The 25529-nt window shown below is 39.6% G+C and carries 18 protein-coding genes and 1 pseudogene; 6 read left to right on the forward strand and 13 right to left on the reverse strand.

All coding sequences use genetic code 11. The features are described 5' to 3' along the window. Positions 1 to 52: 52 nt before the first annotated feature. Positions 53 to 1219 (reverse strand): annotated as a pseudogene (htpG, locus tag NMG86_RS12350) (molecular chaperone HtpG); the annotation flags it as partial. A gap of 76 nt (positions 1220 to 1295) precedes the next feature. Then, positions 1296 to 2180, reverse strand: coding sequence for a sulfotransferase family protein (locus NMG86_RS12355; protein WP_043937037.1), 885 nt, complete (start codon positions 2178 to 2180; stop codon positions 1296 to 1298). A gap of 88 nt (positions 2181 to 2268) precedes the next feature. On the opposite strand from NMG86_RS12355, the gene NMG86_RS12360 reads away from it, so the two are divergent. After that, on the forward strand, positions 2269 to 3513 hold the full coding sequence (locus NMG86_RS12360; protein WP_026786703.1) for a glycosyltransferase family 4 protein: 1245 nt from the start codon (positions 2269 to 2271) through the stop codon (positions 3511 to 3513). Here the strand turns inward: NMG86_RS12360 and NMG86_RS12365 are convergent, their stop codons facing one another. Then, a complete protein-coding gene (locus tag NMG86_RS12365; protein ID WP_026797755.1) occupies positions 3514 to 4623 on the reverse strand; it encodes a glycosyltransferase in 1110 nt (369 codons plus the stop codon). It abuts the gene before it with no gap. Positions 4624 to 4748: 125 nt separating this feature from the next. Between NMG86_RS12365 and NMG86_RS12370 the strand changes: the two genes are divergently transcribed. After that, on the forward strand, positions 4749 to 5696 hold the full coding sequence (locus NMG86_RS12370; protein ID WP_026797756.1) for a glycosyltransferase: 948 nt from the start codon (positions 4749 to 4751) through the stop codon (positions 5694 to 5696). Positions 5697 to 5722: 26 nt separating this feature from the next. On the opposite strand, the gene hpsE (NMG86_RS12375) is transcribed toward NMG86_RS12370, so the two are convergent. The 3 genes from hpsE (NMG86_RS12375) to clpB all read right to left on the reverse strand — a co-directional run bounded on the left by hpsE (NMG86_RS12375) (position 5723) and on the right by clpB (position 10684). Further along, entirely contained in the window at positions 5723 to 6661 is a 939-nt protein-coding gene (gene hpsE / locus NMG86_RS12375; RefSeq protein ID WP_052338703.1) for a hormogonium polysaccharide biosynthesis glycosyltransferase HpsE, read from the reverse strand. Then, the gene (gene hpsE / locus NMG86_RS12380; RefSeq protein WP_043937033.1) at positions 6658 to 7611 is read right to left on the reverse strand and encodes a hormogonium polysaccharide biosynthesis glycosyltransferase HpsE; all 954 of its coding nucleotides are present in this window, start codon (positions 7609 to 7611) and stop codon (positions 6658 to 6660) included. Before hpsE (NMG86_RS12380) ends, hpsE (NMG86_RS12375) begins: the two co-directional genes overlap by 4 nt. A 223-nt stretch (positions 7612 to 7834) precedes the next feature. Then, positions 7835 to 10684 carry an ATP-dependent chaperone ClpB gene (gene clpB, locus NMG86_RS12385; RefSeq protein WP_081693667.1) on the reverse strand — a complete coding sequence of 950 codons (2850 nt, stop codon included), beginning with the start codon at positions 10682 to 10684 and terminating at the stop codon, positions 7835 to 7837. A 211-nt stretch (positions 10685 to 10895) separates the two neighbouring features. On the opposite strand from clpB, the gene NMG86_RS12390 reads away from it, so the two are divergent. Continuing rightward, positions 10896 to 11294, forward strand: coding sequence for a hypothetical protein (locus tag NMG86_RS12390; RefSeq protein ID WP_026797759.1), 399 nt, complete (start codon positions 10896 to 10898; stop codon positions 11292 to 11294). 18 nt (positions 11295 to 11312) lie between these two features. Here NMG86_RS12390 and NMG86_RS12395 read toward each other — a convergent pair whose 3' ends face one another. Further along, on the reverse strand, positions 11313 to 12137 hold the full coding sequence (locus tag NMG86_RS12395; protein ID WP_052338705.1) for a DALR anticodon-binding domain-containing protein: 825 nt from the start codon (positions 12135 to 12137) through the stop codon (positions 11313 to 11315). Positions 12138 to 12909: 772 nt separating this feature from the next. Here NMG86_RS12395 and ltrA point away from each other — a divergent pair. Further along, complete coding sequence (ltrA, locus tag NMG86_RS12400; RefSeq protein WP_026797760.1) at positions 12910 to 14634, forward strand: group II intron reverse transcriptase/maturase; 1725 nt, start codon at positions 12910 to 12912, stop codon at positions 14632 to 14634. 345 nt (positions 14635 to 14979) lie between these two features. Next, a complete protein-coding gene (locus NMG86_RS12405; RefSeq protein ID WP_043937031.1) occupies positions 14980 to 15738 on the forward strand; it encodes a Crp/Fnr family transcriptional regulator in 759 nt (252 codons plus the stop codon). Positions 15739 to 15787: 49 nt separating this feature from the next. Here the strand turns inward: NMG86_RS12405 and hmpF are convergent, their stop codons facing one another. The 4 genes from hmpF to NMG86_RS12425 form a co-directional block, all read right to left on the reverse strand. Beyond that, positions 15788 to 17527, reverse strand: a complete 1740-nt coding sequence (gene hmpF, locus NMG86_RS12410) for a pilus motility taxis protein HmpF (protein WP_026786697.1) — start codon at positions 17525 to 17527, stop codon at positions 15788 to 15790. 99 nt (positions 17528 to 17626) lie between these two features. Further along, positions 17627 to 18355: a Uma2 family endonuclease gene (locus tag NMG86_RS12415; protein ID WP_026786696.1), complete on the reverse strand. Its 729-nt coding sequence runs from the start codon at positions 18353 to 18355 to the stop codon at positions 17627 to 17629. A gap of 35 nt (positions 18356 to 18390) precedes the next feature. After that, positions 18391 to 18957: a Uma2 family endonuclease gene (locus NMG86_RS12420; RefSeq protein WP_026797761.1), complete on the reverse strand. Its 567-nt coding sequence runs from the start codon at positions 18955 to 18957 to the stop codon at positions 18391 to 18393. A 92-nt stretch (positions 18958 to 19049) separates the two neighbouring features. Beyond that, a complete protein-coding gene (locus NMG86_RS12425) occupies positions 19050 to 19922 on the reverse strand; it encodes an S-methyl-5'-thioadenosine phosphorylase (RefSeq protein ID WP_026786694.1) in 873 nt (290 codons plus the stop codon). Positions 19923 to 20231: 309 nt separating this feature from the next. Here NMG86_RS12425 and NMG86_RS12430 point away from each other — a divergent pair, with 309 nt between their 5' ends. Then, the gene (locus NMG86_RS12430) at positions 20232 to 21881 is read left to right on the forward strand and encodes a glycoside hydrolase family 10-like protein (RefSeq protein ID WP_081694479.1); all 1650 of its coding nucleotides are present in this window, start codon (positions 20232 to 20234) and stop codon (positions 21879 to 21881) included. Positions 21882 to 22241: 360 nt separating this feature from the next. Here the strand turns inward: NMG86_RS12430 and NMG86_RS12435 are convergent, their stop codons facing one another. Beyond that, positions 22242 to 23876: an alpha-D-glucose phosphate-specific phosphoglucomutase gene (locus NMG86_RS12435; protein WP_026797763.1), complete on the reverse strand. Its 1635-nt coding sequence runs from the start codon at positions 23874 to 23876 to the stop codon at positions 22242 to 22244. Between the two features lie 94 nt (positions 23877 to 23970). Next, positions 23971 to 25518, reverse strand: a complete 1548-nt coding sequence (locus NMG86_RS12440) for a sensor histidine kinase (protein WP_144018153.1) — start codon at positions 25516 to 25518, stop codon at positions 23971 to 23973. Positions 25519 to 25529 lie beyond the last annotated feature (11 nt).

Consider the following 25529-nt stretch of genomic DNA (forward strand, 5'->3'; position numbering starts at 1 on the left):
CGCTCTTTCTTTACTCTTTTTCACCTGACTTTGAAACAGCCCTGGGGTTGGGGGGGGTATAGCTAGTACGACAAATCAGAATATCCTCAACTTGTTTTTTAAACTTGTCATCGTTGAGGGAACCAAACTTAACAAAGGTGCCGATATCTTGCCAACAACGGATATATTCTTTGCGGTTATCCCGATATAATTCTTTCAGACGGTCAGCGACTTTTTTCGCTACATAATCGGCAATTTTACGGACGGTGCGATTAGTTTGTAAAGCACTGCGGGAAATATTCAAAGGAATATCCGTACTATCAATAACCCCCCGTAATGGCATCAAGAATTTGGGGATAATATCTTCGCAGTGGTCACTGACAAAGACTTGATTACAGAACAGTTTAATATTGCCCTGGGTGACATCCACATCGGGTTTGAGTTTGGGAAAATACAGAATCCCATTCACAATAAAAGGATAATCCGTATTCAGATGTACCCATAATAGGGGTTCTTCTTGGAAGGGATAAAGATAGCGATAGAGCTCTAAATAATCTTCTTCGGTTAAATTATTAGGAGATTCCCGCCAGGGTGCTTTTTGGCGGTTGATGATTTCGCCGTCCAACTTAATCGGGACGGGCATAAAATCACAATAGGTTTTAATTAATTGACGGATGCGGGAGGGTTCGGTATATTCGATTTCCTCATCCATCAAAGTCAGGGTAATAGTAGTTCCCCGTTGGATGCGGCCAGAGTCTTCCAGTTTGAATACCGGAGAACCATCGCAAATCCAGTGGACGGCTTGGGAACCCTCTTTGTAGGACAGGGTATCAATTTCGACTTGACGGGCTACCATGAAGGAGGAGTAAAACCCTAAACCAAAATGACCGATGATAGACTGGTCAGAGTTGGCTTGATATTTTTCGATGAATTCTTCGGCGCTGGAAAAGGCGACTTGGTTAATATATTTTTTGACTTCCTCGGCGGTCATCCCGATGCCATTATCGGTGATGGAGAGGGTTTTGTTGTCTTTATCGAGGGTGATGGTGATTTCGGGTTCGCCCGCATCCCCGGAATATTCCCCAGACCGCGACACCATATTCAGTTTAGCGATGGCGTCAACGGCGTTAGAAACCAGTTCCCGCAGGAAGACTTCATGGTCTGTATAGAGGGATTTTTTGATAATCGGGAAGATATTCTCGGTATGGATTGTAATCGTTCCCTGTTCAAGTACAGTCATAGTGATGTCAGGTTATCTATAAAATCATGGTTGTATTTAGATTGTGTGCGATCGCTGTTCCCTTACTAGGGATGGATCACCGCCCCAAAGTTGATTCGGATTTCCGCATCTGCAATTTAGCTAATTTTTCGCTAAATTCCAAATTTGCTGTTGAGAGTTGTTGTAGAATATACTGTTTCTGTTCTTCATTAAACAATTGATTGAATTTTTGACCAGAGGTATTATAAATTCCCTGTTGGACGGAAACCTTCCAATATTCAAAGGGTAAGATTACGTTTTCAGCAACTTTCTGATAATTCTCTAACATTGTAGGTTCATATTTTACGCCAATAAAATCGCAAAGTTCAGATAAAACTAAAAGTTGATTATCAATTAATTGTTCATATTGAACTAGGATATGATTGGGTTTATGGAGATGGTTCAAACTTAACCGAACATCATTAATCCATTGTCTGATACAACGGTCTAAATCCCAAGCCCCTCGCCAGTCTTCAGGATACTGGTGAGTGACATCATAAAGGGATGTGACAACATCGGCCCCATTCCTAACCAAATGAATAAATTTTGCACCTTCAACTCGTTTTTCAATATAGCTAATATAATATAAATTTCCAGGGGTTTTTTCTAACCATAGGCTTTTTTCTTGTTGTTGGGTTAATTCATCTAAAACTCGAATAAATCCCTTGATATACTGAATAGTAAAAACCGCCGTTTTGGGTAAATATCGTTCCAATTCGGGATGACCTGTTTCTACTAAAAATTGGTCAAATCGTTGTCGAGCTAAAGGAGAAGGAATTCTCAATTTTCTCCGCCAAGTTGAACGATTTCCCAATAAATAGCGGAAAAAATGGGATTCAGGAAAAGAGGCAATTTGAGAATGAGCCGCTAATAAACTTTGTAATAGCGTTGTTCCTGACCGGGGACAGCCAACTAGAAATAATCGGGGGTAAGAATGTTTCAACGGAAGCCAGACCTCTACTGATAGCTTTAGGGTAATTTATATTATACAATTTGTTTAGGCGAATTGTCATCATCGGAGGTTAAATTTAATGCTAAATACTTCAGCAAGGACACTATTTATTACCCTTGATTTACCCTATCCCCCCAGAGCCGGAGCGCCCCTTCGTAATTGGCAGAATATTAACCTGATGAAACAATATGGGGATGTGGCTGTATTGTCTATTTTCAAAGGACAACCACCGGAAAAAACCTTACCCGGGATTGAAAATTGGTATCACTATGATTTGGGGCAAAAACGTCCTTTAAAAGAACGCTTAGAACGTCGTTTATCGGTGTTACAACCCTGGAGATATTCTTATATTGACTGGTTTTATACTCAACCTGCTGTCGAATTATTAAAACAAATTCTTCAAGATTTAAAGCCTTCTATAGTAGTTTTTGAGCATTTATGGTTATGTCGTTACCTTCGAGTTGTTCAAGGTTATCCCTGTAAAATTATCTTTGATGAACATAACATAGAAGCGGATTTATTTGAGCAAAAAATTCATCAAATTATAGAGTTTTTACCCAAAATCAAGATGAACTTACAAAAAAATTATATTCAATCAATGGAAAGAAAAATTGCATACAAATCCGATCAAATTTGGGTGTGTAGTCAATCCGATGCTGATAAACTACAACAGCGATACGGACATAAACTCAATCCTTATGTTGTCCCAAATGGAATCAATGTAACTAACTATGAAACTGTGCGTAATGGTCAATGTACTCCAGCTTTTCAGGCTCAATTTAACCCCCATACTTTGATTTTTATTGGGACATTTAGTTATCCTCCCAACGTCGAAGCAGCACAATTTTTAACTCAAGAGTTTTATCCTAAAATTAAACAGCTTTATCCTAATACTTTATTAATTATTGTCGGGAAAAATTCCCCCCCAGCTTTAACAGCCGCAACACAAAAAGAACCTGGAATTTTATGGACAGGATTAGTTGAAGATGTTAAACCCTATTTAGCAGCAGCTAGTGTGGTAATTACTCCTCTATTTAAAGGGGGAGGAACTCGCTTAAAAATATTAGAAGCCTTTGCCGCTGGTCGTCCCGTTGTTAGTACCACAAAAGGGGCTGAAGGGCTAGAAGTTGAAACTCAAAAACATTTATTAATTGATGATACAGTCGAGGGAATGGTTGATGCTGTTAATCAATTTTGGTCGAATCCTACCCTGTATAAAAACTGTGTTGATAACGCTTATAATTTAGTTAAAACTAGATATTCTTGGGAAGCGGTTGCTGATAAAATTCAACCCTTAATTCAAAAATTGATATCTCAAGATTAATTAACTTTTACCTAGAATATCTTGATAAAACTGTGCCGTTTTTTGAGCAATTAAGCCCCAATCTAAAGCATCACATTCCTGTTTAACTAATATACTTAAAGCTTGTAAATCAATCGTGGTGCTTTGTTGTAATGCCTTTAGTAAACCTTGTTCATCATTAGGGTTATATAAAAGTTGACTAGCAACTCCCAAAGTTTCAGCAATTCCACCTAAATCCGGTGCAATAATAGGTTTATTATAGGACATAGCTAAAATTAAACTTCCTGATGTTAAGATTTTTTCAAAAGGAAACACAACCACATCCGCAGCACTGAAAAAAAGATGGATTTTACTAGATTCAATAAACTTTGGAATCAGAATTAATCCAGGGATATCTTTAGAAAGTTCCTGTAATTCTAAATAATAAGAATGGTTAACAGGTCTCCCCGCAATCACCAAGGTATCATCAGCAAAAATATCTTGATTGTTTTTCCAAATATCAATCAATTTTTCTATTTTTTTATAGGGTTTGAGGAAGCCAATATTCATATAAATCCGACCTGTTAAGGGTAATCCCAACTGTTTGCGAGCGTCAATTGAATTAACAGAAGCCCCATAAACCTCTCGATAATGACCATGGGGAATAACAATGGCTTTTTGGCTATTAAATTTAGAGTCAGTTTCTACTAATTTCAAACTGGAATAACTATGAAAAATAATCCCATTAACTAACTTTGATAAAATCTCCCTTGTCCAAGATTCTAATTCTGAAAATTTATCATCATGGGAAACTTGGTTATGAACTGTCCAAACAATTTTAACTCCCAACATCCGAACTAAAATAATATCCAATAAAAATTTGATACAAGCCAGAAATTTATATCCTTTTTTCGGTGCATTGATATAAAAATCTAACCAGTGCAAATGAACAATATCAACCGCAGGAGGTTGATTTTTTAAAACACCTCTTAAAATTGGAAAATAGTTTAGATAATAATACCAAAATTCAACTTGAATCTGTTCTTGTGCTAACCCTTGGGAAAGTAGGGATTGATAGGGGTTATCGTTGCGAAAATCTGGTAGCATTAAAATTTTAATTTTGGTACAAGGTGCAATGTCTTGAGAATTCATAATTTGAGGCTTACAATCGAAAATATTTTGATAAAATAAAATATAAAGTTAATCTACTATAGATTTTCTAGTTATTGGCTGGATATTTCATTAATTTTTTCAACATTATTTTAAGTTTTATAACTATGGCTATTATCTCTGTTATTATTCCCGCCTATAATGCAGAAAAAACGATTCGACAAACCATTGATTCCGTTTTAAATCAAACCTTTCAAAACTTTGAAATTATCGTAATTAATGATGGTTCAACGGACTTGACTTTAGATATTGTTTCTGGTATTAATGATCCTAGAATTAAGATTTTTTCCTATCCTAATTCTGGGGCGGCTGTCAGTAGAAACCGAGGATTTGATGTTGCCAAAGGTGAATATATTGCTTTATTAGATGCCGATGATCTTTGGACTTATGATAAATTAGAAGCTCAATATAATGCTTTAAAAAGCCATCCTCAAGCGTCTGTAGCCTATAGCTGGACAGATTATATTGACGAGTCAGGGAACTTTTTAAAATTCGGTAGACATCTAACTTTTAATGGAGACGTTTATCCTGAATTATTAGTTCAAAATTTTTTAGAAAATGGTTCTAATCCTTTAATTCATAGAGAATCTTTTGCAGAAGTTGGAGGATTTGATCAATCCCTATTGGGGGGACAAGATCGAGATTTATATATTCGTTTAGCGGCTCATTATCATTTTGTAGCAGTTCCTTTGGTTCAGGTATTTTATCGAATGTCTCCCAATTCTATTTCATCTCAAATACTCCGACAAGAAAAACAATGTGTAGCGGTTATTGAAAAAGCCTTTTTACAAGCCCCTCCCTCATTACAGCATTTAAAAAAACAAAGTTTAGCCAAAATTTATAAGTATTTTATTGATCGTGCTTTACAAGGATATCCCTCCCCAGAAAAGGGTCGTGCTACCATCGGATTTTTATTCAATTATATTAGATATGATTCCTCCGCTTTACAACAATGGAGATTTTGTCTGATCATTCTTTTTAAAAGTTTAATTATTGCTTTATTTCCACCGTCAATCGCCAAAAAAATCTTATCTACCTTAAAAAAGATTGTTTAGTATTCAGTTGTTTTCACCTGAGAAAACTAAGATTTTTTGAATATAACTTTTTGTAAAAAATAAAAAGGACTGATAGCACTCGCTCGAAAAAACTCCAATTCACAAGCAGCAACGATATCAATTTCAATATCTTTTTTATGCTTAATTTGATGTTTAATATAACGTTTAATACCTCCTAACATAACTTTAAAAAATGTTATTGTTTTTTTCCATTTAGGCGTGATTAACATTCTAAATTCACAGGATTTTAAACCATATAAAGAAGCCAGAGATAATAAATATTTTTTTTCGAGACGATCAGAAGGGATATAGTGATTAAGGTGCATTTCTGGGTTGTACCAAATTTCCCAACCTCCCTTATATAAATTTAAGGAAATTTCATAATCATTTCCCCCTCGTCCCGTATTCACGAGTTGCAAAGGAACGTGATCTAACCATGCTTGTTTACGCACAACTAACCCCGCACCTGATGGTAATTTTAACTGTTCTGGACAAAATAAAAAGGGTTGATCACCGCTTTCTCGAATAGCTAATAATAAATGTTCAATACGTTTAAAGTTTTCAGGTGGTTTAACTTCATAAATACCATGAATTTGCCCCCCATAACTTCCAGCTTTAGGATGTTCTTGACCAAATAAATAGGCTTGTAAAACCCAATCTGAATTAGGGAAATTATCATCATCAAGAAACCCAATTAATTCTCCTTGACTTTCTTCTATTCCTTTTTGTCGGGCAAAAGCAATTCCCTGTTTCGCTTCAAATACATACTTTAGCGGAAAAATTTCTTGCCAAGATATGATCATATTCTGAACTACATCAGCCGTTTGATCATTACTATTATTATCAACAACAATAATTTCCCAAGTGATATTTTCTGTTCCGGTTTGCAATCGCAATTTTTCTAAAACATCGAGAACACGACTAGCACCATTATAGGTGGGAATCACAACAGTAAAATCGATCATAATTTTTTTAGATAAGATGTTTTCCACAAATAAAAAGGACTGGTCACACTACTTTTTAAAAATTCCAGTTCACAGGCTGTCACCACATCAGTTTTTAATTCTTTTCGATGTTTCAGATAATAAGCGATCGCTTTTCTAATATCATTGGCTAACCCTATGGGAAATAATAACGGCCGTTGCCAAGGTTTTAACCGTAACATCCGAATATGATGCCGTGCTAACCCCGTACTCCGCATCAAAAATAATAAATACTCCCTTTCTAATCGTTGTTTGGGAATTTGATGATAGAGGTGCATTTCTGAATTATACCAAATTTCCCACCCAGCATTTTGAATATACATGATCGCTTCTAAATCTTCACTATTCAAAATAGATTGACTAGAACGTCCAGTTAAAAATGTTTTTTCCGGTACATTTTCGACCCAAACTTGACGACGCACCACCAACCCAGCAGAAGGCGGTAACATCTTCAGATTGGGTTCATATAAATGGGGATTATCTCCCCGTTCAGTAATAGCAAAAAAACCAGAAATCCGATTAAAATTAGTCGGGGTTTCTACTTCATAAACCCCATGGATTTGACTTCCAAATGCGCCAGCTTGAGAATGTTCTTGAGCAAAATTATAGGCTTTTTCCACCCAATCTAAGTCAGGAATAGTATCATCATCTAAGAAGCCAATCAACAAAGATTCCGACTCTTTAATTGCTCTTTTTCGGGCGAAAGCTGCCCCTTGTTCTGTTTCTAAACAGTATTTTAAAGGAACATTATCTAACCAATTATGTTGATAATTTTTAACTAATTCTGCGGTATGATCTGTGCTATTATTATCAACAATTAAGATTTCCCAGTTGATCTGTTCTGTTCCGGTTTGCGATCGCAATTTTTCTAAAACCGCAGGTAAACGGGTCGCGCCATTATAGGTAGGAATAGCGATAGTAATATCAACCATAATGAGTGATAGGGATTAAAATTTCCTGTTTTTATTATAGCTCAGTTGAATAGCAAGAGACGGTGCACCAAATGTTTCTTACTATTCTAAGTACCTAAACAAAATTAATTACACATCCTCCACCCTGTTCCATCCCCCCCTAGCCCCCCGTGCACGGGGGGTTTGGGGGGGCTGTTCCCTCTCTCAACTAGGTAATTTATTTTGTGTAACTACTTATCAAGACCTATTCATCTTTCACCGTTTCAACGGTAATAATATCATCCCCCTCTGCTGTTTTAGAAGTGTTTAATATCACAGGTTGAATATCAATTTCCAACGGATCAGATGTTATTTTTCTCATGGGTTGAACATTCATGATTAACGGTTCTTCTTTTAGTTTAGGAATCAAAGGTTGATGATTAAACACTAATTTGTCATCTACATGATCCACATAAATTGTATCTCCCGTTATGAATTTTTGTTCTAATAATAAATTAGCAATATGGTTTTCTACTTCCCGTTGAATTGCTCGTTTTAACGGTCTAGCCCCATAGACTGGATCATAACCAATATCCGCTAAATAATCTAAGGTTGCTGGTGATAATTCAATAGATATTTTCTGATCCGATAATAACCTTTGAATCCGTTTAACTTGAATCGCAACAATATACCTTAATTCCCCTTTACTTAACGAATGGAATAGAATAATATCATCCACACGATTTAAAAATTCCGGGCGAAAATGCGATCGCAAAGCCGTCATAACTCGCTTCTCCATTTCCCCATAACGGGACTCATCCCCCGCCACATCTAAAATATGTTCCCCCCCAATATTACTGGTCATTACAATTACGGTATTTCTAAAATCAACAGTCCTTCCTTGCGAGTCGGTAATTCGGCCATCATCTAATACCTGTAATAAGATATTAAACACATCGGGATGGGCTTTTTCCACTTCATCAAATAAAATCACCGAATAGGGATGGCGTCGCACCGCTTCCGATAGTTGACCGCCTTCGTCATATCCCACATAGCCCGGAGGCGCCCCGACTAGCCGGGAAACCGCGTGTTTTTCCATATATTCAGACATATCAATCCGAATAATCGACTCCTCACTATCAAATAAAAACTCTGCTAACGCCTTCGCCAACTCGGTTTTTCCCACCCCCGTTGGCCCCATAAACAGGAAAGATCCAATCGGACGACCGGGATCTTTCATCCCCGCCCGCGCCCTTCTAATAGCAGCAGAAACGGCCGCCACTGCCTCCTGTTGCCCGATTACCCGTTGATGTAAATGACTCTCTAAGCGCAATAATTTTTGCCGTTCTGACTCCAATAAACGGTTAACAGGTATACCAGTCCATTTAGCAATAATCCCCGCGATATCGGCTTCTGTAACCTCCTCACGCAACATCGAAGAACCTTGAGATTGTAACTTAACTAATTCCGCTTCTTTGCCTTCCCGTTCTTGATGTAAAACTTCCAATTGACCATACTTTAATTGGGCGGCTTTGTTTAAATCATAGGCCCTTTCTGCCTGTTCAATTTGTACCCTTAATTCTTCTTCATCTTCCTTGAGTTTATTAATACTATCTAATAGGTGTTTTTCCCCTTGCCATTGGGAGGCGAGTTTTTCCTGTTTGGTTTTTAAACTCTCTATTTCTTCCTTAATTCTGCCTAAACGAAGGGCTACCCCGCCATCATTTCGGCGGTTACTTTCTCCCGTTCCTAAACTTTCTCCTTCTATGGATAATTTTTCCATTTCTAACTGCATTACCCGCCGATCAATTTGTTCTAATTCAACGGGTTTAGAAGTTATTTCCATTTTTAATTGGGCGGCGGCTTCATCGACAACATCAATGGCTTTATCTGGTAAAAAGCGATCGCTAATATAACGACTTGATAACATTGCCGCGGCTACCAAAGCACTATCAGTAATTTTTACCCCATGATGGCGTTCATAACGATCTTTTAATCCTCTTAAAATTGATATGGTATCTTCAGGAGAAGGTTGATCGACATAAACTTGTTGAAACCGTCTTTCTAGGGCGGGATCTTTTTCAATATGTTTACGATATTCGTCCACAGTTGAAGCGCCAATACAACGCAATTCTCCCCGGGCTAACATTGGTTTTAATAAATTACTCGCATCCATTCCTGATGAACCGCCCCCGGAACCAGCGCCAACAACGGTATGTAATTCATCAATAAATAATACAATTTGCCCTTCGGAATGGGTGACTTCTCTTAATACCGATCGCAGTCTTTCTTCAAATTCTCCCCGATATTTTGCCCCGGCAATTAAACTACCCATATCTAGGGAAATTAACTGGCGATTTTTTAAGGATTCTGGCACATCTCCGTTCACAATTCTTTGAGCTAAACCTTCCGCAATGGCGGTTTTTCCTACTCCTGGTTCGCCAATTAAAACCGGATTATTTTTAGTTCTGCGAGATAAACAACTGACCACCCGACGGACTTCTTCATCCCGACCGATCACCGGATCAAGTTTTCCAGCTTTAGCGAGTTCTGTTAAGTCTTTACCATATTTTTTTAAGGCTTCATAACTGGTTTCTGGGCTTTGGGTTTCGACTTTTGAACTACCTCGAATCGCTTTAATCGCTTCTTCTAGTTTGGGACGTATGGAGGGTGCACTTGATGGGCGATCATAACCCGGACGTCCGGGGCGTTGACTGGTAGGTTGTTCTCCGGCTAAGAGTTTACGACCAATGCGGTCATCTTCTGAGAAAGCCAGGATTAAATGTTCTATGGAGATAAAACCATCTTGTAGGGTTTGACGAGCTTCTTCTGCCTTATCTAATAGGATATCAAGGCTTTGTCCCAAATATAAATGTTCAATGCGTCCAACTCTGGGTTGACGTTTGGTGAAGGCTTCCAACTGTTGGCCAAAAATATCCGTATCGACTCCCGCCCGACTCATGAGGTTAGTGGCGAGTCCATTTTGTTCCAGTAGGGCGGTGATCAGATGTTCGACTTCTAAATTCTGATTTTGAAAACGACGCGCCACATCCTGGGATTTAACCACGGCTTCCCAGGCTTTATCTGTAAATTTTGTCGGATCGGTCGGTTGCATCGTTCAGGTTGTCAATAAAGGGTAAAAATAACCAACAATATACTGCCCCTATTGTAACTATATCTGGGCGCAACCCGTTAATTCATTTTAAATGAAGGACAGTTATCTATTAAATGGGGACGTAAACTTAAAAACAAAGGTAATGCTATAATCACAGTTTAAATAAACAACAACTTACCGATATAGCGGGAGTCTCCAAGGGGGAAAAAAGATGAGCTTAGATAATACAAAAATAGAAATAACTGTTTCTTCAGAATGGGCTGAACAATTCAATCAATTATCCCTAGAAACTGGACATTCCTTAGAAGAATTAATTCAAGAAGCGATTGGTCAGTATTTAGATAAAACCAGAGTATTTTTGAGTAGTCAGTCGGTTGATTTGGAATATTTTAATCTCCAAAAAGAATTATTGAATTTACAGGAAAAAGTCGAATCTTTAAAACCATTATTAAATCAAGTTGCTAAATTAGAAGCCAAAATAGTCGCATTGGAAAAAATAGTTATCCCTGAACTTTCTATTTCCCCTAGTTCTACTTTTTCCAAATTTTTAGCTGATGATAATGATCAAGATGAACCGGATGAAATTCTGACGGATTTTTTAGTGGATTAGTTAGCCCTTTAGGGCTTACTAGAGGTCTAGGGGAGCCATAATTCCTAGTTTTTCTTCTAATAAAATTTTAAGGAGAAATTGGGTAATAAAAACCAAACCTAGTCTAGCTTGAGCTAACTCAGTTTTGCCTTGTTTGACTTCTCCCCAGATTTGACAATAACGATAAAATTGTTGAAAACTTTGGCTAAATTGATCGGCAATTTTGAGCCATTTTTGAGGACTAGCAGAACAGAATAGAATATCAACCAGATTCACAGATTCGGTTAGTAGCTGATATTCATAACTTTGGGTAAATTGTAGTTTTTCCTGGGGATTTAACCAGGGAATTGGGGGAGAATGGGGACTAATTTTTAAGGGTAATGTAGAAATTAGGTTAGATGCTTCTAAGGTAATTAACTGATCGCGATCGCCCAGACGCAATAAGGAACAACAGCGAGCATGACTATATTGAATCCCAAATAGATCGGGCAGAATTTGCCGATCCTGAATTGGAGTGGATATCCAGGGATATCGGATCATTTGTTCTAACCAAGCGGCAATTCCGAGATCGGTGAACTCAAACTGCAACATCCCCGAAGGTAATACCTGAATTGTGACATCCGGCGGGAATTTACCTAATTCTGGGTTGAGGGTTTGGAACTTCAGACCGATGGACGTGGCCAAATCCAAAGGGGATTGATGCAAACGGGAAGCTAATTTCATGGCGATCGCCGATCCATAGATTACGCCAGTTTGATTTTTAATCCGATTTACGGGAATTTCCTGAGAGTCAGCCGTATCAATTCCTAAACAACCCAAGGTTTTTCCCAGTTGTGCCCTTAACCTACCTGCTAGAGTTAGCATGAGTGATCAAACGACCTTGCCAAGTTACTCAAATCTGATATTATTAGTAGATTGGTGCGAGACGTTCCTGTCGAAGTTAGGGTTAAACCCCGAAACGTAAGCAGGGAGATAGGTATAGACAATTGGTAAATGGAGTTAAATCCATCAATAAACCCAATCAAGCCCGTCTTAACTTTGAAAATGTGACCTTAAAGGAAGGTCAATCTCGGAGTCAATGGTGCGGCTTCGGTGAACCTTAAAAAAAGTACGGTAGCCAATTCCAAAGAGATTCGGCAATACCCACAGAGCCAGACTGATTATCAAAACTCTGAAGCTGGGTATAACGGGAAATCGGGTATAAGTCAAATGCCTAAGTAGTTCTCTAGCCAATTGCCCAAGTTTAATGTAAATGAACATCCGGCTTGAACTGTCGTAATGATTATGTAGTGAAATTGACTTGATTACACTGCGTTCAAAAGAACAAGGGGAAAAGATAGAAGTCTTTCTAAACTTCTATAAAAGGTAGGGTTTTTAATCTAAACCTTACTAAGACTCCCAAAAAGTACCCCGGCAGACAGGATGAAGCTAAAGGCAATAATCCCATTTTCAAGGAACGTTAAAACCCCTCATATACCCTACAGTGGTCGAATACTGTCAGGTAGCCACAAATCTAAGGCGGATGTTATGAGGGCGAGAGATGGAGTCAGAAGCTAATGCCTAGATGTAATGTTTAGGATACGCCGATAGATTCCGGTCAAGTTGTTAGGTAAGGTTGATACTAGCAGTACAAACGGTGAAAACGAGTTTTAAGACTACGGAAGCATGGAATACAATTAACTGGGCGAAAGTTCAACGAAAAGTATTCAAGCTGCAAAAGCGAATTTACCAGGCATCATTATCGGGACAAAATGCGAAAGCTCGGAAGCTCCAAAAACTTCTAGTTAAGTCATATTACGCCAAACTCTTAGCAGTAAGAAGGGTTGCGCAAGACAACCAAGGCAAGAGAACAGCCGGGGTTGATGGAGTCAAATCCATCCCACCCAAAGAACGGCTAGAACTTGTCGAAAATCTTAAATACCAAAAGGCGAAACCACTCAGAAGGAAATGGATACCCAAATCCAACGGTGAGGAAAGACCTCTAGGAATCCCAACTATAAACGACAGAGTTAGGCAAGCCTTGGTTAAGTCTGCATTAGAGCCACAATGGGAAGCCAGATTTGAGGGTACAAGCTACGGTTTTAGACCTGGACGCTCTGCCCACGACGCAATGTCAAGAATCTTCCAAAGCATCAACAAAGGTGAATATTTCATCCTAGATGCTGACATCTCAAAGTGTTTTGACCAAATTAACCATGATTATCTACTGTCTAAAATTGATTGTCCATCAACAATGAAAGCTCAAATCAGACAATGGTTAAAAGCTGGAGTTATGGATAACGGCATATTTAGCGCAACAGAGGAAGGCACTCCACAAGGAGGTGTCATTAGTCCCTTACTTGCAAACATCGCACTGGATGGAATGAGCAGTCTAGTTAGTAGCTTGTTTCCAATGAAAACGAGCAACAACAAAAACTATGCAACGCTCATTAGATATGCAGATGACTTTGTGGTTATTAGTCCACAATTAGAGGTCATTCAACAGTGCCAGGTTGCTATCGAAGAATGGTTAAAACCTGTAGGGTTGGAACTGAAACCAGCCAAAACCCGTATATGCCACACACTGAAAGAAATTGAAGTAAAAGGCGAAAAGGTAGCACCAGGATTCGACTTCCTAGGTTGGAACTTCCGACAATACCCAGTGGGAAAACACCATTCAGGGAAAACAGGAAGTAAAAATTCAAAAATATTAGGATTCAAACTTCTAATAAAACCTAGTAAGAAAGCAATTAAAGCTCACGCGGATAAGGTAAAAGAAGTGATTAAAACCCACAAAACTGCACCCCAATACGCATTAATCAAACGCCTAAATCCGATAATTAAAGGATGGTGCAATTACCATTCCAAAGTCGTTTCCAAGAAAATATTTTCTTCCATGGATGACACGACCTGGCAGAGATTAAGAGCATGGACAGTCAGCAGATGCAGTAAAGCAAGTTACGGGAAACTGAAGAAATACTTCAGAAATAATGGTAATAAAGCATGGAGTTTTGAAACCAAAGATGGTTTTAGATTAATAACCCACGCCGAAACACCTATCATCCGCCACGTAACGGTAAAGCCTGAAGCATCACCCTATGACGGAAACTGGACATACTGGAATACGAGGAAAGGAACATCTTTCGATGTACCTAAACGAGTAGCTACTTTGCTTAAAAAGCAAAAAGGTAAGTGTACCTTTTGTGGGCAATATTTCACCCCAGAAGACATTGCAGAAATCGACCATATCATCCCTACGTCTTTAGGCGGAAAAGATGAATATAAGAACCTGCAATTGTTACACCGCCATTGTCACGATTCTAAAACGGCAACCGATGGCTCCTACGAAACAATGGACATAAGTATTACTTATGTATTATAATTGTAATATAGGGGTCAAAGGAAAACCTGTTGCTCTAATGACAATAGTTCAACTTGATTAGGAGCCGTGTGCGGTGAAAGTCGCAAGCACGGTTTTGTATGGGAGTTGGGGGCTGTAAAGCCTCCTTCGACCCCTACTGGTTAAGGCATTACCAAAATTTTTTGAAATTTATTTTTGAAAAGAATTGATTATTGATTCCCAAAGGGATGTGTTTTTTGCTACATTGGTTAAGATGTCTTAAGCCCATATACTTCAAGTCTAAAACACACTGTTCAACCTCTAGGTGTCTTAATATTCCTCCTGCCTTTGATTGTGATTGAAAAATTTTAATGAGCCGATCTAATGATGCAGTCTTCCCCGATTCCGACCGATTCTAACCGACCGTTTTTAACCTGGCAACGGATTACTGACTGGGCGCAGGAACATTACCGTTGTCGAAGTTTCAGTAAAGATGAGCGGATTCCAGCCCGTCCGGGGTTACTTTATTTAGTGCAACGGGGTACCGTCCGGTTAGTGGGTAGCGCCGAACTAAAATATGCCGAGAGTAAACCCAAATCCAGACCGCGTAATCGCAAATTAGACCAAGCCTTTTTGGGTTTTGTCGGTGCGGGTCAACCCTTTGAATTAATTGCCCAGTCGCCCTTTAGCCTGCAAGCCTATAGCCACGCCGATGATACAACGGTTTTATGGATGTATTGGCATGACTTGGATAACTGGCCCCATTTTCGTCGGGAAGTCCTCGATGCTTTCCGGTATCAACATCAACGGAAATTACTGTGGTTAAGTATATTGGGTCAACGACGTACCATTGACCGACTTCTAGGATTTTTGACCTTACTGATTGAAGAACACGGCGAGTATTATACCAGTGGTGACAGGGAAGATGGGTTTAAGGGTTATCGTCTCCCTTGGTCATTAACTCATTCTCAAATTGGTAGTGCGATCGGGACTACACGGGTTACTGTAACCCGGCTGATGGGGAAACTCCGTCAACAAAACCTGATTTATACTCAGGATGATAACTTCATCTGTATTCCCGTTGACCCGGAAACCCAGAATCAAACCTCAGATTTAACAGCAGAATCAGGCTTTGAGGAAGAATAATAATCAGTCATCAGTGTAGAGACGTGCCATGGCGCGTCTCTGTTAACTGTTAACTGATCACTGATAAAACTTGCCGTAACTGTTCTGTTGTCTGGGTTTGATTCTGGGAGATTTCGAGCAACTGATTCAATTCAGTTGTGGTTTGTTCTAACTGTTGGCGAACTTGATTCCAGGAATCTTGAACTGGTTGTAACATTTCCTGATACAAACTGATCCGGCCCCAAAGTTCTGCTACCATCCGTTGCTGTTCGATCCAACTTTGTTCAGTCGTTTCTAACTGTTGGCGGGTTTGTTCGGTGGTGTTGGTGCGAGTATTAAGATCGGTTTGCCGTTGTTCAAAGCCCGAACTGATTTGTTGAATTTCGGTTTCCAAAGTTTGGAGTTGCTGTTTTTGTTCCTGTTGTTGGGTTTCCAAACTAGCAATCACCAATTTAAAATTACTGGCTCCTCCAGGGTTTACAGGCGGTAGACCTTGGCGACGGAGTAAAACCGCTTGATATTGGGTTTTATGTTCCTCCCGTTCTTTGAGGGTGCGACGCTGACCCACTAAGGTTTCATTCAGCATTTGATAGGCGTCTTGTTCATCGGTTAATTCCGTTTGTAAATTTTCCCGTTCGGAATCACTGATGGTTTTGAGTTTTTCCTGGATTTCCTTAATATCTTCGAGCTTGTATTTGAGTTCCTCCTCCTGTTCTCCCACCATCCGAAACCAGCGATCCCACTCTTTTTCCAGTTGTTTAACTTCGGTTTTTAATTGTTCCAATGACATCGCTTCTAAGGCTTGAACATCTACCTTGACACTGACAGTAACCGGATCACTTTCAGATTGACGGGAGGCTAAATTTTGTAACTGTTCTAATAGGGTTTGACGGTTTTGGATCAGGGTTTTTAAGGTTTGGGCATAGTCCTGTTTGGTTTGAAGTAACTGTTGTTCACCGACTAACTCCGCTCGGTTTTGGGTTAAAGTATCCTGAGCTTGTTGCCATTGTTGCCATTGCTGTTCAATGTCTGTGGTTGTACTATCTACGGTTTGTTGAAGTTGTTCTGCTTCTAAACGTTGTGACCGTAAACGTTGGCGATGTTGTTCTAGCCCATTCAGAGCAATAGCCACCTGTTCCCGGGAGCGATCCAGTTGTGTTTGTAGGGGCGAAATCGAAATGGGGTTAGACAGTTGATTCAGTAAATTCCCCAAGAGTGCCGACTGTTCCGTATTTAAGGAGGGAGACGACTTTAAGCTGGCCTGTTGTTCTTCAAGCTGTTGTCGTTGCTGTTGTAATGCGGCTCTAGTGGTTTCAATATCTTGACGGGCTTGGTCAATTTCAGAACGTAGACGTTTACTTTCATCCTTAGAGCGATCAATTTCTTGACGCTGCTGTTCTAGTCGCTCTAATTCTCCCTCCAGTTGTTCCATTTGTTCCCGTCGGGCTTCCATTTCCATTTCCCGACGATTCAATTCCTGACTTTGGTAAGTCAAAGACTCTTTCCACTGTTCGATTTCTTCCTGTTGGGTTTTGAATTTTTCTTGCAACCGAGAAAAATCCTGGAGAATTCCCACCAGTTGGCGTGCAGCTTCTTGAATGCGCTGTACCTGTTTACCCGTATTTAGATCGACTAAAACTAAAGTTCCATCCTTGAAATTAGTTGCATCTTCAGCGAGAACGACCTCATCCCCGGATACGGCACTCCAATTGTTTTCACCTCGCTGACAAGCCAATAGCTTGAGTTCCGTCCTCCCGCCTCCTAGACCAAATTTGTTACTCTGCTTTTGTACTTCCGCTAAATAGAGCATCGGCCCTTTATCCTCTTGAGGTGTTCAAGCATGATTTTGATTTACCTGTCCTAATCATAAAACCTTCAGGGAGTAGCAATTAACAGTTTATATTTTGTCCTATTCTACAGGCTCAATTCCAGCCGCGCGTAGTTGGGCTTTTAATCTTTCTGCCCGTTGATATTCCTGCTCGGCCCGTTGACGTTCCTGTTCAACCTTTTCTGTACCCCACAATAGCAAATTACCCTGTTCATCCCACCAGCGCAACCAATGGCCCTGACGGTTTTCGCGAGTTCCTTGCCAGGCTCCTAGAAACAGCTGCATTTCCGGTATCCAAAACCAGCCATGCTCATTGGCCGATTCCAGTCTATACCTTTGGATGTCACCGAAACGATACAATTCTAAGCTCCCTGAGTTGGGTTCAAAAATTCCGTAATTGGGAACTTGCAAAATCTGTTCATAGAAAAAGAATTTCCCAGGGGGATAGGTTTCTTTAACTGAATATTCTCCCCCATCGGTATCGGACAAAAATTCTAAGACCAAGGCCGGAATTTCTCCCTGGAGTTGCGGGGTATAACTGCGAACCACTTCCCCCCGACTCACGGAAATCTGGGGAATATAGGCCCAGTCTGGGGCTTTTACGGCCATTTTGCCATTGATAGTGGCACAAATACCGTAGTTTGTTGGGGTGAGGGCTGTTTCTGGCAGTTTTCCGGCCAGTTGCAAACTTTCGGTTAGGGCCGCAGCCAGGGCGGGTTGATTGATATTATCCACAGGGTCATCGGGTAGCAAAAAATCATCTGGCAACTTTTCCCAAGTAATTGTGTAGGTGGGGGAGGTGGCTAACATGATCATGCGGGTAAGAGAAACTAATTTATATTATATCATTGATGTTTCAACCATGCAAATATATCTCCGACTTTTAATTGTAAATCTTTAACTAATTCTGGAGTCGGCAAAATAGCAGTTTCTTCTTCTAATAATTGGGGTTGTTGTTGGGGCGGATAAACTAAAACGGATTCGGTTTCTGGATCAATTAACCAACCTATTTGACTCCCCTGATTGAGAGCGTGTAAGATTTTTCCGGTGACTTTGATTGGGTTTTGTTCGGGAGAGAGAATTTCAATGATCCAATCGGGTACAATATTAAAAACATTAGCAACTTTTCCCTGTTCATCAATGGGAATTCTTTCCCAGGCAAATACCGTAATATCAGGGACAATTGCCCGTCCTCCAAACACACAGCGAAGTTCTGTATAAGCTCTAGCAATTCGTTGTTTTTTAACCACAGAATTAATTGCTTCAGTCAGATCAACCTGAATTGTACTGTGATGTCCTTGGGGTATAGGTTTTTGAATAATTTGACCTTGAATATATTCACTGGCGGGTTTGGTTTCTGGAAGTTTAAGAAAATCTTCTAAACTGAGAGTTTTAATGGGGGATTTTAGCATGATTTATTTTTGACTCAGTTATTAATAAAGATGCGCTTAAGCGCAACAACATGAATTTTATCAAGATTTAGGTGGCATCAGCCACCTTTGGTTTAGATATATTTTTTTAACAATAATTCTAACTGTTGTCTGCGATCAGATGGAATTTGATTTAAGGGGGTTAAAATCGCATATTTCAAGGCAGAATGGGCTTCGGATTTAGGTAAATGATATTTTAAACGGCGCACGGTTTCTTGAATGACTTGTTGAGCATTGACCGCATTTTTATGGAGATTTTGAATTACCATTTCTACGGTGACATGATCATGGTCTGGATGCCAACAATCATAATCGGTAACTAAGGCTAAAGTTGTATAGGCAATTTCCGCTTCCCGGGCTAATTTGGCTTCGGTTAAATTGGTCATCCCAATAATTGTTCCGCCCCAACTCCGATATAAATTAGATTCGGCTTTGGTAGAAAAGGCTGGCCCTTCCATACAGACATAAGTTCCCGATAAATGATAATTAATATCGGGTAAATTTAAACTAGCGATCGCTTCTCCTAATACTTTTGATAATTGCGGACAAAAAGGATCACCAAAGGTAATATGAGCCACAGCACCATTCCCAAAAAAAGTAGAAACTCGTTGATTAGTTCGATCAATAAATTGATCAGGAACAACTAAATCTAAAGGTTTAAATTCTTCTTTTAATGAACCCACCGCCGAAGCAGAAATAATATATTCAACTCCCAAACTTTTGAGAGCATAAATATTAGCCCGATAGGGTAATTCCGTCGGCAAAAATCTATGGGTGCGTCCATGTCTGGCCAGAAATGCCACGCGCATTCCTTCTAAAGTTCCCACCAAAATAGCATCGGAAGGTTGACCAAAGGGAGTATCAATGTGCATTTCCTCCACATCGGTAAATGCCTCCATCTTATACAACCCACTGCCACCAATAATGCCAATTTTAACCTGAGTCATGCTTTTTCCTTGATTAAGTTGTACTCAAATATTGTACCGAAAATTGTGCAGTATTGACTCAGGGAAGATATGGATTTTTTCCCTATTGGGATCATTCCCTTGTAAGATGTCCCCTTCTTAGTTAAGCTATTAATCAGTCATCAGTCATCAGTCATCAGTCATCAGTTATCAGTTATCAGTCATCAGTCATCAGTGAAAGAAGTTAAATTAATACTTAACTCATCAATGATCACTGTTAACGATTTCACAACTGATAACTGATTACTATTTACTGATAATTGATATTAGTCATATCCTTTAACAAAAAACATGAATTGGAACTCCATTAAACAGCAGAATTATTTTGGGTATTTGCGAATTAAACCCTTAAAATATTTAACTCGTTCATTTCAAAGTCAAATTCAAAAAATTAGACTTGGAAAAATTACCAAATTTCAACGATATTTGGCATTAAGCTTTTGTTGTATTTTCTTGGGATTAACCTTAGCTCAATTTCCGGTTCTTTCCACTTCTATTAATATCTCAACAGTCAGACAAGAACTATCGGAAAATTTACTATCTCAGGGAATAATTAATCCGACAAACTCGATTAGTCATCAACGAGAATTTAGGGGAGTTTGGGTAGCAACCGTCGCTAATATTGATTGGCCATCTAAGTCAAATTTATCCGTTGATCAACAAAAATTTGAACTAATTGCTATCCTAAATAGGATGCAAGAATTAAACTTAAATGCGTTAATTCTGCAAGTTCGTCCGAATGGAGATGCCTTGTATAGTTCCAGTATAGAACCTTGGAGTGCGTGGTTAACAGGAACCCAAGGAACCCCCCCAAATCCCTATTATGATCCCCTACAATTTGCGATTGAAGAAGCCCATAAACGCAATATTGAACTCCACGCTTGGTTTAATCCTTATCGGGCAAGATTAAGAGGAAATGCTGCTTTTGCACCGAATCACATGGCATCAAAATTCCCCCAATATGCCTATAAATATGGGGATTTAATGTGGATGGAACCGGGAGCAAAGGAAGTTCAAGATCAAACCTATAATGTGATTATGGATGTGGTACAACGCTATGATCTTGATGGCGTTCATTTAGATGATTATTTCTATCCCTATCCTCAAAGTGGGGTTCCATTTCCTGATAGTCAAACCTATAATGCTTATCGTGCAGCAGGAGGAAATTTAGCGCTATCAGATTGGCGACGAGAAAATGTTAATCTGATGATTAAACGCATTCATGAAGGGATTAAAGCGATTAAACCTTATGTTAAATTTGGCATTAGTCCCTTTGGGATTTATCGCCCTGGAAAAGCTCCAGGAATTGTTGGATTAGATCAATATGCTTCTCTATATGCGGATGTTAAATTATGGGTTGAACAAGGGTGGATGGATTATTTAGCGCCTCAACTTTATTGGAAAATTGATCCCCCTCAACAAAGTTACCCCGTTCTGTTAAATTGGTGGTTACAAAATAATCCTCAAAGACGTCATATTTATGTCGGAAATGCTCTCTATCGAATTGAAAATGAATGGTCTATTTCTGAAATCCAAAGACAGATCGCAATTTCCCGACAAACAGCCCCCCAATTATCTTTAGGAAATATCTTTTTTAGTATGAAGATATTTCGAGATAATCGTCAGGGAGTGAATGAAATTTTCAAAAGTGCGGTTTATCCCACTCCAGCTTTAGTTCCGATTATGCCTTGGTTGGATAATCAACCCCCGGAACCTCCTAGCGGAATTGAAACTAATTCTGGGACGATTTCTTGGATGCCTTCTAATAGTAATGATATCCGTTCTTGGGCAATTTATCAACAATTTTCCACGGGTTGGCAGTTAGTTAAAGTGGTGAATAAAGATACTACTTCTATTCGTGTTAACCCAGGAAATTATGCAGTTCGCGCGGTAGATAGAATGGGAAATGAAAGCGTTGAACAGGTTATTTCTGTGTCTTAAAATTGGGAAGACATAATAACTCCCATTATAGCAAGAGGCAATAGGGAATAGGCAATCTCGCTATAGGTAAATACTTACTGTGAGCAGCTTTTAGCTTTCAAGAATGTCCTAATAGATGTGGCGACTGCTATAACAAGGGAATAGGGGGGATCAAAGTCCCCCTTTTTTATGCAGCAGGGCTGTTTCAAAGTCCAGTGAAAAAGAGTAAAGAAAGAGCGATCACTACCTGATAAAATAAAGAGTAGTCGCTAACTTTTTACAAAAATAAAGATGTTATAGCAGGGAACAGGGAACAGCCCCCTAACCCCCCGTGCACGCAGGGCTAGGGGGGGAGGGAACAGGGGGGAACAGGTTAAACAATTAAGTAATAACAGTGGGTTGTTGACGTCCGGTTATGGTTTTGATTTGGGCAATTTCATCGGCAATAGTAATTAATTCTCCTAGCGCCTCTTGGGGATCTAAATTGTGTTTAGTGGGGTCGGGTTCATAACTTTCTAAATAAACCCGTAAGGTTGCCCCTTTAGTTCCCGTCCCTGATAACCGAAAGACAATCCGAGAACCATCGGTAAACCCAATCCGAATCCCCTGATTATTACTAATACTATTATCCACCGGATCGGTATAGCTAAAATTATCACTATATTCGACTTGATAGGAACCGTATTGTTTACCTTTTAGATTTGGTAAAATTGCCTGTAATTGATCAACTAATTGATTGGCTTTTTCTGTTTCTACTTCTTCATAATCATGGCGAGAATAATAATTGCGTCCGTAGGTTTGCCAATGACTGCGAACAATATCTTCCACGGATTCTTGACGGACGGCTAAAATATTTAACCAGAATAATACCGCCCATAATCCATCTTTTTCCCGAACATGATTTGATCCGGTTCCAAAACTTTCTTCCCCGCATAATGTAGCTTTTCCTGCATCTAATAAATTGCCGAAAAACTTCCATCCGGTCGGGGTTTCATAACAGTTTATGCCTAATTTTGCCGCCACACGATCAGGCGCTTGGGAAGTGGGCATGGAACGGGCTACCCCGGCTAAACCGCCTTTATATCCGGGAACTAAATGGGCATTGGCGGTGATGATGGCTAAACTATCACTGGGGGTGACAAAAAAATTATTTCCTAAAATCATATTGCGATCGCCATCGCCATCGGACGCCGCCCCAAAATCCGGGGCATTTTCCCCGAACATAATTTCGACTAAATCATGGGCATAAACTAAATTAGGATCGGGATGACCGCCGCCAAAATCTTCTAAGGGAATGCCATTGACCACGGTTCCGGGTGCGGCCCCTAAGCGGTTTTCAAAAATGGCACTGGCATAGGGGCCAGTTACCGCGTGCATGGAGTCCACACACATCCGAAACTTACCCGAAGTTAATAATTTTTGAATTAGGTCAAAATCAAATAAGGATTCCATCAATGACCTGTAGGGTTGGACGGAATCAATCACCTCAACGTCCATGGTTCCCAGTTTAAAACTTCCGGGTTGATCTAAATTAATATCAGCCGCCTCCATGATGTTGTAGCGGTCAATCACCAGGGTACGGGCATAAATCGCTTCGGTGATTTTTTCGACGGCTGGCCCACCATTACTGCCGTTGAACTTGATCCCAAAATCTCCTTCTGGCCCTCCGGGGTTATGGCTTGCAGAGAGAATAATCCCCCCAAAGGCTTGATTTTCGCGGATTATACAAGATGCGGCTGGAGTGGAAACAATGCCCCCACATCCGACGAGAACCTTTCCAACGCCGTTAGCGGCGGCCATTTTTAAGATAATTTGAATGGCTTCGCGGTTATAGTAGCGACCATCTCCACCTAAAATTAGGGTGCCGCCTTCATACCCCTCTTGGGTATCAAAAATCGCTTGAACGAAATTTTCTAGGTAATGGGGCTTTTTAAAGGCAGGAACGGACTTGCGTAGGCCGGATGTTCCCGGTTTTTGGTCGTTAAAGGGTTGAGTTGAAACGGTACGAATATTCATGAGAGATTGACGATGGAATGCTTGCCCCAATTGTATCGGTATGCAACTCTCCTTTTAACACTTGTGATAAAAATTCAATCAGTTATCGACAAAACTAAGAAACACAGGGTTGCACGGATAGGAGAATCTCAAAGGTTGTCCCTTTTCCGTCTTCAGAATTACATTTTAGCCGACCATTATGTTTTTCAACCACAATTTGCTGAGAAATGGATAGACCTAAACCCGTACCTTTGCCCATGGGTTTAGTGGTGAAAAACGCATTAAAAACTTGGTCTTGCACCGACTTAGGAATTCCAGGGCCATTATCGGAAATAGAAATGCAAATGGCATCTTCTATAATTGACCCGGAGTGCATTTTGCAGGCTTCGGTTTTAACGGTAATTTGTCGCGGAACAGGTTGTTGTTCTAAGGCATCAATTGCATTAGACAGAATGTTCATAAACACCTGATTTAGTTGATTTGGATAGCATTTGACTAAGGGGATTTGTCCATAGTCTTTAATCACTTGAATTTCTGCATGACTCCCCTTGGATTTTAGTTGATTATGGAGAATTTTTAGGGTTCCATCTAAACCCCCATGAATATCCGCCAATACCATTTCCTGTTGATCTAAGCGGGAAAAATTCCGTAAAGATAGGGCTAAATCATATAAACGATTTGCACCTAATCGCATAAATTCTAAACTCTGTGGTAATTCATTAACAATGGTATTAACCTTCGATGCTTGAATAAAATCTCGAATTTCTGAAGGGGGTTCTGGGTAATAGTGTTGATAGAGGCTGACCAGTTCCATCAAGGTCTGAATATCCTGATTAACATAGGTCAAATTTCCGTGAATTGAACTAATCGGGTTTTTAATTTCATGGGCAATTTCTGTCATCATTTGCCCTAAACTGGACATTTTTTCGGCTTGGATTAATTGAGCTTGGGTTTGTCGTAAATCTTGCAGGGTTTTTTCCAGTTGTAATGCCCTTTCCCGCTCTTGAATTTCTGAAACTCTTAAGTTAGCTTCGACCTGTTTCCGTTGGGTAATATCCCTGACAATGGCTAAAACTTCATTGCTGACACTTTTGACGTAGCGGGCTTCATAATGATGCCATTCTGCATCGCCTCTAACTACATATTCACCCACTTGAATTTGACCCGTTTCTAGGGTTTTTTCCAAATAATATCTTGTCCAATCCCCTAAATCCTTGGGAAACACATCTTCAATTTTTCTGCCGATTACATCCTCGATTTTTATGGGATGAAGATTTTGCTTATCGGGATAATAATCGACCACCACACCTTCGTTACTCAGACAGAACATTAAGTCAGGAATTGCTTGAATTAAACTGCTGGTTTTAGCTTTAGCTTGTTCTAAAACCTTGGTTATTTGATCATATTGTTCTTGAATGGGATTAAGATTTTCATTATCTAAATTGATGGAAACTAATCTAGAACTCGCCAGTGCTGTTTTTAGTTGATAAATTTCTTGATGGGCTTTTCCTAGTTCTTTATCTAAATAACTCCGTTCTGCGATTAAGCGTTCATAATCAGCTAGTATTCTCTCCAAAATAGCATTTTGGTTCAAATCTTCCCATACCGAATCAAACATGGGAGTGTAATTCAAGAAGTCTTTGTGAAAAAGGCACTGACTCATATCTGGATTTC

The sequence above is a fragment of the Planktothrix rubescens CCAP 1459/22 genome, assembly GCA_904830895.1.
Classification (GTDB): domain Bacteria; phylum Cyanobacteriota; class Cyanobacteriia; order Cyanobacteriales; family Microcoleaceae; genus Planktothrix; species Planktothrix agardhii.